Consider the following 11,139-nt stretch of genomic DNA (forward strand, 5'->3'; position numbering starts at 1 on the left):
GTACGTTTGCTAAAATTACTGCGTTTCTTGCGGCCTTACCGGTATATGGTCATCATGACCATGGTATTTGTGCTGCTTCAATCGATTGCGAATCTGTATTTGCCGACGTTGATGTCTGATATCGTCAACGAAGGGATCATCAAGGAAAACACAGGCTACATATGGAGAATCGGCGGTCTGATGCTGCTCGTCTCAGCGTTAGGCGCCGTTCTGTCTGTAGCGGCTAGCTATTTGTCTTCCCGTGCGGCTTCGGGTTTTGGGAAACGTCTGCGCAGCAGTGTGTTCAGCCACATCGAGAGCTTCACGCTGCAGGAATTTGACAAGCTGAGCACAGCGTCGCTCATTACCCGGACGACGAATGATATTACGCAAGTCCAACAAGTCTTGAACATGATGCTGCGGATGATGGTGATGGCACCGATGATGTGCATCGGCGGGATCATCATGGCGTTGTCCAAAGATGCCCACCTTTCTCTCGTCATCATCGTGGCCATCCCGATTCTGGCTTTGGCGATTTTTTTGATCGGTTCGAAAGGAATCCCGTATTTTAAAGCGATGCAGACCAAGATCGACAAGCTGAACCTGGTTTTGCGCGAATATTTGACGGGGATGCGGGTCGTTCGTGCCTTTAATCGGACTCGGCACGAGCAGGACCGATTCAACCAGGCAAATGAAGACCTGACCGCGACTGCAATCAAAGCCAATCAGATCATGGCAGGGATGATGCCGATCATGATGCTGATGATGAACGCGACGCAGCTCGCCATCATTTGGTTTGGCGGCTTGCGCATCAGCACCGGTCACATGCAGGTAGGGGATCTCATGGCCTTCTTGCAATATGCCATGCAAATTCTCTTTTCCCTCATGATGGCTTCCATGATGTTCAGCATGGTGCCGAGGGCTTCCGCATCTGCTCTGCGGATTCATGAAGTGCTCGCGACAGACCCCGTGATTTTGGACAGGAAAGAGGCTGCCGCCGTGCAAGGCGGGAACCGAGCGAAAGTGACGTTTGATCAAGTGACGTTCCGCTATCCTGGTGCGGAAAAGCCTGCGTTGTCGTCAATTTCCTTTACCGCGATGCCGGGTCAAGTCACGGCCATCATCGGGGGGACGGGTTCCGGTAAATCGACACTTGTCAGCCTCATCCCGCGTTTCTATGACGTCGAGAGCGGAAGTGTCAAAATCGGCGATGTGGATGTGCGCGATCTGCCGCAGGAGTCGCTACGCTCCAAGATCGGCTTCGTACCGCAAAAGGCTCTGCTCTTCACGGGCACGATCGCGGAAAACATCCGCTATGGGAAGGAAGAGGCGACTGAGGAAGAAGTCCATCATGCTTTGCAGGTAGCGCAGGCTGCGGATTTTGTGGCGGGTATGGAGGATGGGATCGGGACCTTGCTTGCCCAAGGCGGGGCCAATCTGTCCGGCGGTCAAAAGCAGCGCCTATCCATCGCCCGTGCCCTCGTTCGCAGACCGGACGTGTACGTGTTCGACGACAGCTTTTCGGCTCTGGATTTCAAGACAGATGCCAAGCTGCGCGCTGCACTGAAGCATGAGACCGAAAAAGCGACCGTGATTATCGTTGCACAGCGAGTGAATACGGTCATGGATGCGGACCAGATTGTCGTGCTGGACGAAGGCGAGGTTGCGGGGATCGGTACCCATCAGGAATTGCTTGCGACCTGCAGTGTGTATCAGGAAATCGTGAAATCCCAGCTGACGGAGGAGGAAATCGCATGAGTGAAGAACAACGGCGGACAACACCTCCCGGACCACAAGGGGCTGGACCAGGGCCGGGACCCCAAAGGCCGATGGGATTTGGCGGTGGGCCAGGGATGCTGACCATGCCGGGCCAGAAAGCGAAAAACTTCAAGGGAACGCTGCGGCGTTTGCTCGGATATTTGAAACCGTATCGGCTGAAGCTGATCATCGTGTTTTTGACGGCTGCGCTCAGCACAGTCTTTAGCATCCTCAGCCCGAAGCTGCTGGGGAATGCGACGACGACGATTTTCGAGGGCTTCATGGGGAAATGGAAGGGAGTGCCTGGTGCGACGTTCGATTTCTCGGCCGTCTGGCAGATCGTTCTGACCTTGATCGTGCTCTATCTCTTCTCCTCGCTGTTTGCCTATATCCAGCAGTACCTCATGGCTGGCGTCGCGCAAAAGATCGTCTATGCGTTGCGCAAAGAAGTGAATGAAAAGCTGGCGCGGCTGCCTCTCAAATATTTCGATGGGCGCACGCACGGGGAAGTGATGAGCCGTGTCGTCAACGATGTCGATACGATCAGCGGAACCCTGCAGCAAAGTTTGACGCAGATGATCACCTCCGTAATCACATTGCTTGGTGTCATCATCATGATGCTCACCATCAGCCCTCTGATGACGCTCATTGTGCTGGTGACGCTGCCTCTCAGCTTTGTCGTCATCAAGCAGGTAGCGTCTCGTTCCATGCCGCATTTTAAAGGACAACAGCAGGCACTGGGCGCTCTGAACGGCCACGTGGAAGAAATGTACACCGGCCATAAGATTGTCAAAGCGTTTGGCCGTGAAAAGAGGGCTATTGAAAAGTTCGACGAGATCAACGAGAAGCTGTATGAATCCGGCTGGAAGGCCCAATTTATCGCAGGAATCATGATGCCGCTCATGATGTTCGTAGGGAATATCGGGTACGTGCTCGTCAGCGTGGTGGGAGGAGTCCTCGTCACCAGGGGCAGTATATCCATCGGGGATGTTCAGGCATTTATCCAGTACGCTCAGCAGTTTTCACAGCCGATCACGCAAACGGCCAACATCGCCAACATCATACAGTCCACCCTGGTCTCGGCCGAGCGAATCTTCGAAGTGCTCGACGAACAGGAGGAAACGGAAGAAGGGGACGCATCTGCTGTCACATCTGGCCAAAAAGGGCATGTGCGATTTGAGAATGTTTCCTTTGGATACAAGGAAGGCGAACCGCTCATCCGAGGCATGAACATCGATGTGAGCCCGGGCATGAAGGTCGCGATCGTCGGGCCGACGGGTGCGGGCAAGACGACGCTGGTCAATCTGCTCATGCGTTTCTATGAGATCGGAGATGGGCGAATCACGATCGACGGACAGGACATCCGCAGCATGCCGCGGGCGGAGCTGAGGAGGCAGTTCGGAATGGTGCTCCAGGACACGTGGCTGTTCAATGGCACGATCAAGGAAAACATCGCGTACGGCCTTGAGGGAGCGAGTGAAGCGGAGATTGCCCAATCTGCGAGAGCCGCTCATGCGGACCATTTTGTACGCACGCTGCCGGATGGATACGAGACCGTCCTCAATGAAGAAGCGTCCAACATCTCGCAGGGACAGAAGCAGCTGCTGACCATTGCACGTGCTTTTCTCGCTGACCCGGCCATCCTGATTCTCGACGAGGCGACGAGCAGTGTCGACACGCGGACCGAGCTGTTGATCCAAAAGGCGATGGAAGATCTGATGAAAGGCAGAACGAGCTTTGTCATTGCTCACCGTCTCTCTACCATTCGGGATGCGGATCTGATTCTCGTCATGAATCAGGGAACAGTGATCGAGCAGGGAAATCACGAGGAGCTGCTCAAGCAGGACGGATTCTATGCCGATTTGTACAACAGCCAGTTTTCGCAAGAGCAGCAGCAAGTTAGCTAGCAGATTCACCTGAAAGAATGAGCAAAAAAACCACCCTTTTAAAAGAGGGTGGTTTTTTCGCTGCTTACTTCGAGCAGCCGATTATTTTGTTTCGGTGTCAGCGTCTGTATCTGCGTCCTCAGTGGAGCTAGAAGATTCGTCCTTTTTGTTATCTTCATCTGCTGCCTGCAGGTCGTCGATAATCACGATTTTTCCTTCTTCTTGCCAGTTTACATTGGCTTTCAGTTGCTCACTGATAAAGCGCAGTGGAAGGAAAACGCGGCCATTTTTCAAGACCGGTGCGATGTCCAGTGCCACAGTCTTGCCGTCTACGGTTGCTTCTTTTTTATCCAGGTACAGCGTAATGGACTGTTCGCCACGAATGATGACAACTGTGCGAGAGCCTGCATCCCATTTCACATCCGCTTTCAATGCAGCGCTAATGGCGCGTACAGGTACCAAAGCACGGCCGCCTTGGAGGAAAGGAGCTACATCCGTTTGCACCAAATTTCCATCAACAAAAGCTTTGATCTCTTTTTCGCCCGTAGCTTCCAGCAATTCGCCGAGCTTTTTGAACGGAGCATGATCACCTTTTTGATAGGTGCGCTGGAGAAGCTCCAATTGCACTTCCAGAGCTGAGTGCTTGTACGAAGTCTTTTCCAGATCGGCAACCAACTGCTCATACTCCGCTTTTTGCTCGTCCGTGATGTCCGGCGTATGCTTCAGCTCTTGGCGAAGGTCGATCAACTGCTTTTTCAGTTTCACGTCTTTAATGGCGATGTCTATCGCAGTGTCTTCGGAATCATCCGTTTGGGTGTCAGAGGATTCAGTTGTTTCAGAATCTGTAGTTGCCTTTGCTTCTGCTTTTACCTCTGCCTTGGTATGTCCTTTTCCTTTTGTCTCCGTGTCAGCTGCAAATGCAGCCGGGATGCTGGCAGCAAGAATAGTAGCGACCAGTGTAGTGGATACGAGCTTTTTCATCCCCGATTCCTCTCCTTCTAGGTGCGTATGTATGCGTTTTGTGCATATACCAGACGGGGGAAGAGAGGGAAAGGTTGCATCGGTGGTTGTCGAATTTGGAAGATTTTTTTCACCTGCTAATACTCGCAAACTTCCAGACGATTTCCGTCAAGGTCGTAGAAGGCAAAGTACTTGGCCCCGTATTCGCTGATCTCTTCTACTTTCACGCCATGAGAGACCAAGTGGCGATAGGAGGCTTCGGCACTCGGCGCGTAAAAGTTGAAGGAGCAATGTCTGGGCTGGTACTCATTTGGATCATGGGTCAAGAAAAGCGTGATGGACGTATCGGAAAAAGTAACGCTTTGATACTCGCCCTTTTCGCTTCGCCATCCCGGTGTACCTCCCAGAACGGTGATATACCAGTCTAGCGCTTTGTCGACATCGCGGGTAGGGACAAAAACCGTATCGATGCGTTTGAATAGAACAGACATTGCCATCGCTCCTTTCGTTGTTTGGGGAAGGTGATTTTTGCACAACCCTACTCTTCTATATACGGAGCAGTGAGGTAGTTTCCTTTTTTATGTGTTGTCACAATGGAAGTTTCTGTTAAAGTAAGACTGCTTGGGAAAATCGGTAAAGGAAAAGGAGAATTTCGATGCAGCTACATCCGCTGACAGAAGCAGAGGCGAAAGAAATCGTGACCTGGGTGTACCCCGAGCCGTATTCCTTTTACAATGTTGAAGAAAGCGAAGAAGTCATGCGGGAGTTCCTCGATGGTACGTATTTTTCGCTGCGGGACGGGGAGGATCAGCTGATGGGCTTTTTCTGTTATGGAAAAAACGCGCAGGTACCGGCGGGGAGAACGGCAGGCATGTACGAAGGGGAAGACGTGTGGGACATTGGTCTCGGGATGAAGCCGGAATTAACAGGCCGAGGCTTTGGCCGGTCCTTTCTGCAGAAGGGGATCGAGTTTGCCGTGCAGAGATACTCGCCGAGACAGCTGCGGCTAAGTATAGCGTCGTTCAATAAAAGGGCGATCAAACTGTACGAAAACATGGGCTTTCGGGAAGTGGGGTCATTTCCGAGCAAAGAGGTCACGTTTCGGGTGATGACAAAGGATGTGTAGCTTGGGGGAAATCTATCAAAAGAGCCAATCCGACTCGATTATTGGCCTTTCGACTCATAGGGTTTCCCCATGCTCTTCATGTATGATGGTGATATGGTACCATTTGGCAAGCGAAACGGGTCGAATGGGGGAGAAAGAGGAGGGTAAGGGGTCACAAGCATGCGCGCGAAAACGAACAACAAAAACAAAATCACGATGCTCATCATCGCTCTAGTCGTGCTGGCAGCCGCTGGATTTATCGGGAGCCGGCTGTTTGGAGGGGTGTCCGTCGCAGAAGGTTACTTGTATGAAGAAGAGAACCGCATGATCTTTGCTACGGTAACACCAGGACAGGATCAGACAAAGGTAGAGGTCATCGACACATACGTAGAGACAGATGACAGCGTCCCGGTCCTCAAAACCGATACATATGCGTACACAGGAGCAATAGACGGTGAAAAGCTGGCGCTCCGTACGCAGTCCAAGGAAACGGTAACCGCCACGGTCAGTGCGAAGGAACTGGTTTTCCAAAGCCCCTTGAAGGAGGGCGGACAAGCTGCGCCCACTCTCGCAGCAAGCCAGAAAGCCATCTACCAGACGCAGCTTGCGGCTATGACGAAGCGCATCAATGAACTGGCAGAGGTGAAGAAAAAAGAGGTTGCCGAGAAACGCGCAAAGGAAGAAGCGAGGGTCCAATTCGCCAAGAAAGTGGAAAAGACGGACAGACTCGGAGCCGACCTCGTAGAAAATGCGCAATATTTGACAGATCTGCAGTTCTCCGATGAGGCTTCGGTGTACCAAGACCATGCCACCGAGCTCCAGGGGCTCTTGGAGGAGATCAAGCTGTACGCGGGTCAGCCGGCGTTGCAAAAAACAGAGTATGAGCTCATGAAAGAAACCGTCGGGGCGATGAAGGTTCTCGTTGATGGCGTGAGCGCGATGGACGCGAGCATCAGCGACAAGAAAAAGCGCATGACGGACATCATGGGCGTGCTGGAAACAGACGTGGCGGATGCAAAAGCGACCTGGGAGGAGATCAAGGCGAGCGCCCCCAAATCCGATGAGCGCCAAAAGGCGTTTGATGCAGCCGTGAAAGCGGCCACAGATGCCATGGAGCAGGCGAAAAAACGGATGTCCGCCATCGAAAGCGAAAAGGCCGCGGCTGCGCAAAAAGCCGCGAAGCTTTACGGAGAGGCAAGTGCACTGCTGAAGAAGGCAGCGCCGAAATAGGAGTGGGTACCCCTTTCTTGCAGCAGTTGATCAAGAAAGGGGTTTTTTCTTGCATTGATAGAGGGTTTTCAGATCAACTTACTTGTATTATCCTAAAGAGAGAACAATGAGTCTCAACCAGCGTCTTCCTAGGAGGTTCACAATGAGCGTCTATCAAAATATAACCGAGCTGATCGGAAATACCCCTCTTGTAAGGCTGAGCAGGATTGTTCCGTCTGGCGCAGCAAACGTATATGTAAAGCTGGAAAAGCTGAATCCTTCAGGCAGTGTAAAGGACCGCGCTGCCTACAATCTGATCCTGACGGCTGAGCAGGCAGGGCTGATCGAGCCGGGGGATACCATTATCGAGCCGACCAGTGGGAATACAGGCATCGGGCTGGCCATGAACGCAGCGGCGAAAGGCTATAAAGCGATTCTCGTTATGCCGGACAACATGTCCAAGGAGCGAATCAACCTGTTGAAAGCGTATGGGGCGCAGGTCGTACTGACTCCGAGTGAGCTGCGGATGCCAGGTGCGATCGCCAAGGCAGAGGAGCTGCAAAAGGAAATCCCGCGCAGCTTCATTCCCCAGCAATTTGAAAACAAAGCCAACCCCGATATACACCGCGTGACGACCGCAAAGGAAATCTATGCGCAGATGGATGGCCAATTGGATGCATTCGTTGCGACAGCGGGAACGGGAGGAACGATTACAGGCACGGGGGAAGCGCTCAGAGAAAAACTCCCGGATCTTTACATCGCCGTAGTCGAACCAAAAGGCTCTCCGGTCTTGTCGGGTGGCAAGCCGGGGCCGCACAAGCTGGTCGGCACCAGCCCGGGCTTTGTCCCTAAAATTCTCAACACCAGCATCTACGACGAAATCATGCAAATTGCCGACGAGGATGCGCTGGAGACCATGAAGCTGTTGGGGGCCAAAGAAGGCATCCTGGTAGGGCCGTCCTCGGGTGCGTCTGTATTCGCGGCTATTGAAGTGGCGAAGCGTTTGGGCGAGGGGAAACGAGTCGTGTGCATCGCCCCGGATTCGGGAGAGCGTTACTTGAGCATGAATTTCTTCTAACAAAAAGAACGGGCAGGGAGCCGCGAAGCTCTTTTGCCCGTTCTTCTTTTTCTTGTATCCGAAGGGAGCTGCGCCGAGGCGCACTCTTTTTTAATTCGTAACGACTGCTTCCTGATTGCGCTCCTGATAGGCGAGCAGAGCACCGATGAACAGTTGCCCGGTCTGCAGCATGGAGCGCTCATCCACATCGAATTTCGGATGGTGATGCGGATAGTTCGCTTGAATGTCCGGGTTGCGTCCTCCTACCATGAAGAAGGTAGCAGGTCGTTCCAGAGCAAAGTACGAGAAGTCTTCTCCCCCCATACCTGGAGGCATGTGGATGACGCCTTCTTCACCGAACAGTTTTTTCGCCTCGGACACCACATGAGCGGTTTCCGTCGGATCGTTGTAGGTCGCAGGATAGCCGCGCTGATAGTTGATTTCTGCGCGAGCCCCGACAGCCTGGCAGCTGGCTTCGACGATGCGGATGAGGGAGGCTTCGACTGCGTCGCGCACTTCTTCATCGTAGGTGCGGACCGTACCTTTGAGCCGTACCTGATCGGGAATGACGTTGAACGCTTCTCCGCCACCGACGAAGGAGCAGACCGACAGGACCACCTGCTTCAGCGGATCGACCTGGCGGCTGGCGACTTGCTGGAGGTTCATGACCACCTGACTGCCGAGAACGATTGGATCGATGGAGGTATGCGGGTAAGCACCATGGCCGCCTTTTCCATAGAGGGTGATCTCAAAACCGTCAGCGGCTGCCGTCACATGTCCGGTACCGATGCCGACCTGTCCCACAGGCAGATCGGAGGCGACGTGTGCACCGTACACGACATCGACACCTTCGAGGCAGCCTGCCGCGACCATGGCTTTGGCACCGCCAGGAGGGAGCTCTTCGGCAAACTGATGGAGGAACACGACGTTGCCAGGCAGCTCGTCGCGAATCTCGCTCAGGACCTGCGCCACACCCAAAAGTCCGGCGGTATGAATGTCGTGTCCGCACGCGTGCATGACACCTGGGATGCGGGACTTGTACTCCACTTCTTTCTCGTCCTGGATAGGCAGAGCGTCAAAATCGGCACGTAGAGCAACCGTTTTCCCAGGCTTGCCGCCGCGAAGCAATCCGACGACACCCATGCCACCTACGCCGGTCTTGACTTCAAGGCCAAACGATGCCAGCTTGTCAGCCACTTTTTTCGCCGTGTTTTCCTCTTGAAAGGAAAGCTCCGGGTACATGTGCAAATCACGTCTGAATTGAACGAGCTCGGGATAAATCTCCTGCAATCGGGCAAAAAGCTTTTCACGCACGCTACCCACTCCTTTTGGCAGAAAAAGATTTATGTAACGCCTCCATTATAGGAATATTCAGAAATGGTTTTCAATCTATATTTGTTGTGCATAGACTTGTCCATATCGCGGTGCAAACGCAATTGCTGTCGAAGTAAACAGATAATTGCAAAAGTTGCACGATAGATGGGGAAACGAGCATCATCGGGGTCATGTCACTCGCGGTGGCAAAGGGACAGTCCGTCACCCTGACGGCAGACGGGGCGGATGCGGCGGAGGCCTTGGATGCGCTGGAGCAAGTCTTGGCGGCCGCAGAATAGGGCTGGAGGTAGCCGGTTCTCCTCAAAGTGGACATATTCAAAACAGATAGACTAGAATGGAGTGGTGCCGATTTTAGAAGAAAGGCAATGGTCGAGGAGAACATGGTTACTTCCTGTAAGAAAAACAATCGGGTTCTGATTATCTTGCTAGTGTCTGGAATGCTGATCTTTACGATGACGTGTGTGAGCATTGCAGCATCCTACTACAATACGATTCAATCCGTCCGCCTTTCCGTTGCTAACCAGAGCATGAAGGCGGCTTCTTTTGTGGCGAGTCGTCTGGATACAGGTGCCTATCAATCCTTTCTCAAAAAACCTGTGAAGGATACCGAAGCATTTAGGCGGCTGGAGCAACAGCTGGCAGAGGCGAGAGAGCAATTCGGGGCACTGTACATTTACATCTCAAAGATCGATGCAGATCTCCAAGGCGGGCGAGTCATGGCGGCGGCACTGCCCCCAGGGCAAATCTTGCAAATCGGCGAGCCCTGCTACATCAACGCGCAGCAAATCAGCTTGATCAAGAGCGGGCAAACCTACTATTCTGACATCATTTCCGATCCTGTCTACGGAGAATACATGTCCGCAGGCGCACCTCTGCTGGGCGAACAAGGGCAGCTTCTAGGGATCGTAGGGGTGGACATGGACCTTCAATCCGTGAACAGCATCGGAAGTGATGTCGTGAAACGCAGTCTTCCCATTTTTCTATTTCAAGGATTGTTTGTCGCCGTGCTTGTATTTGTCATCTTGGGGCTGCAGCGTTGGTATCAACGTGAGCTGAAGGCGGCTGTAGGGGACGCGGAGCAGACGTACCAGGATGAACTGCGCTCCGTGATCGCGTCGATTCGCTCCATCCGCCACGACTTCGTGAATCACATGCAGGTGCTGTACGGGTTGATAGAATGCGGATATTTCGATAAGGCACGCGAGTACGTCCAGTCGCTCATCAAAGAGACAAAGGTGCTGGATATCACGGTCCGCGTTTCCCATCCAGCCTTGATGGTCTTGTTCCATACGAAATGGGAGCAGGCCAAGTCACGTCATATCGTCATGCAATTTGCCGAATGCCCGGATGCATTTGAGCAGATCCCGTCGATTGACCTGGTGAAAATCCTTTCCAACCTGATCGATAATGCAATGGAAGCGGCTGCTGGAGCGAGCCAGGAAAAATGGATTCGAATCAGCTGCAGGCAAGAGGAGAACGAGTACGTCTTTGAGGTCGAAAACACGGGGCCGGACATTTCACCAGAACAGATGGACAAGTTGTTTGAGTATGGCTTTTCCACCAAATCGGCTAGCAAAGGCACTACCCGAGGCGCTGGACTTTGCATCGTTTCGGGAGCGGTAAAAAAGCACAAAGGGACCATACAGGTGCAATCAAACGCAGGGATCACGAAGTTTACGGTACGCTTGCCGATCCGTTACAGTTAGATCAGCGACGTGATTCGATAAGTGGAATAGTTCGAACGAATGGGATATTCGTGCTAACACGACTTGTTTCGACAATAACGAGCTAGGACTTTTGGGGGGAACGCCCTGAAAGGATTTGTCAGACCCGTTTCTGGTCTGCTCGTC

The 11,139-nt window shown here is 52.9% G+C and carries 10 protein-coding genes; 7 read left to right on the top strand and 3 right to left on the bottom strand.

Annotated features, from left to right (window positions below):
* Positions 1-6: 6 nt before the first annotated feature.
* Positions 7-1,737, top strand: a complete 1,731-nt coding sequence (locus tag JNE38_RS09350; RefSeq protein WP_203356305.1) for an ABC transporter ATP-binding protein — start codon at positions 7-9, stop codon at positions 1,735-1,737.
* Entirely contained in the window at positions 1,734-3,644 is a 1,911-nt protein-coding gene (locus JNE38_RS09355) for an ABC transporter ATP-binding protein (protein WP_428993696.1), read from the top strand. The genes JNE38_RS09350 and JNE38_RS09355 overlap by 4 nt, the downstream gene beginning before the upstream one ends.
* Before the next feature lie 81 nt (positions 3,645-3,725).
* Here the strand turns inward: JNE38_RS09355 and JNE38_RS09360 are convergent, their stop codons facing one another.
* Together JNE38_RS09360 and JNE38_RS09365 are read right to left on the bottom strand one after the other, a co-directional pair.
* The gene (locus JNE38_RS09360) at positions 3,726-4,604 is read right to left on the bottom strand and encodes a copper amine oxidase N-terminal domain-containing protein (protein WP_203356306.1); all 879 of its coding nucleotides are present in this window, start codon (positions 4,602-4,604) and stop codon (positions 3,726-3,728) included.
* Positions 4,605-4,720: 116 nt separating this feature from the next.
* Entirely contained in the window at positions 4,721-5,074 is a 354-nt protein-coding gene (locus JNE38_RS09365) for a VOC family protein (protein WP_203356307.1), read from the bottom strand.
* A gap of 164 nt (positions 5,075-5,238) precedes the next feature.
* Here JNE38_RS09365 and JNE38_RS09370 point away from each other — a divergent pair, with 164 nt between their 5' ends.
* From JNE38_RS09370 to cysK, 3 genes are all read left to right on the top strand, one after another.
* On the top strand, positions 5,239-5,709 hold the full coding sequence (locus JNE38_RS09370; RefSeq protein ID WP_203356308.1) for a GNAT family N-acetyltransferase: 471 nt from the start codon (positions 5,239-5,241) through the stop codon (positions 5,707-5,709).
* A gap of 159 nt (positions 5,710-5,868) precedes the next feature.
* A complete protein-coding gene (locus JNE38_RS09375) occupies positions 5,869-6,918 on the top strand; it encodes a hypothetical protein (protein WP_203356309.1) in 1,050 nt (349 codons plus the stop codon).
* A gap of 142 nt (positions 6,919-7,060) precedes the next feature.
* On the top strand, positions 7,061-7,975 hold the full coding sequence (gene cysK, locus JNE38_RS09380; RefSeq protein WP_203356310.1) for a cysteine synthase A: 915 nt from the start codon (positions 7,061-7,063) through the stop codon (positions 7,973-7,975).
* A 90-nt stretch (positions 7,976-8,065) separates the two neighbouring features.
* On the opposite strand, the gene JNE38_RS09385 is transcribed toward cysK, so the two are convergent.
* Positions 8,066-9,268, bottom strand: coding sequence for an amidohydrolase (locus JNE38_RS09385; RefSeq protein ID WP_203356311.1), 1,203 nt, complete (start codon positions 9,266-9,268; stop codon positions 8,066-8,068).
* A gap of 182 nt (positions 9,269-9,450) precedes the next feature.
* On the opposite strand from JNE38_RS09385, the gene JNE38_RS09390 reads away from it, so the two are divergent.
* Together JNE38_RS09390 and JNE38_RS09395 are read left to right on the top strand one after the other, a co-directional pair.
* On the top strand, positions 9,451-9,567 hold the full coding sequence (locus tag JNE38_RS09390; RefSeq protein WP_428993716.1) for an HPr family phosphocarrier protein: 117 nt from the start codon (positions 9,451-9,453) through the stop codon (positions 9,565-9,567).
* Between the two features lie 87 nt (positions 9,568-9,654).
* Positions 9,655-10,995 (top strand): ATP-binding protein, encoded by a 1,341-nt coding sequence (locus JNE38_RS09395; RefSeq protein WP_238933601.1) that lies wholly within the window; start codon positions 9,655-9,657, stop codon positions 10,993-10,995.
* The last annotated feature ends 144 nt before the right edge of the window (positions 10,996-11,139 follow it).

The organism is Brevibacillus choshinensis (assembly GCF_016811915.1).
Classification (GTDB): domain Bacteria; phylum Bacillota; class Bacilli; order Brevibacillales; family Brevibacillaceae; genus Brevibacillus; species Brevibacillus choshinensis_A.

What these genes read in the sequence shown, in the direction of transcription:
- JNE38_RS09395 (WP_238933601.1), top strand. Translation starts at nt 9,655, where the DNA reads ATGGTCGAGGAGAACATGGTTACTTCCTGTAAGAAAAACAATCGGGTT.
- JNE38_RS09370 (WP_203356308.1), top strand. Translation starts at nt 5,239, where the DNA reads ATGCAGCTACATCCGCTGACAGAAGCAGAGGCGAAAGAAATCGTGACC.
- cysK (WP_203356310.1), top strand. Translation starts at nt 7,061, where the DNA reads ATGAGCGTCTATCAAAATATAACCGAGCTGATCGGAAATACCCCTCTT.
- JNE38_RS09365 (WP_203356307.1), bottom strand. Translation starts at nt 5,074, where the DNA reads ATGTCTGTTCTATTCAAACGCATCGATACGGTTTTTGTCCCTACCCGC.
- JNE38_RS09355 (WP_428993696.1), top strand. Translation starts at nt 1,734, where the DNA reads ATGAGTGAAGAACAACGGCGGACAACACCTCCCGGACCACAAGGGGCT.
- JNE38_RS09375 (WP_203356309.1), top strand. Translation starts at nt 5,869, where the DNA reads ATGCGCGCGAAAACGAACAACAAAAACAAAATCACGATGCTCATCATC.
- JNE38_RS09360 (WP_203356306.1), bottom strand. Translation starts at nt 4,604, where the DNA reads ATGAAAAAGCTCGTATCCACTACACTGGTCGCTACTATTCTTGCTGCC.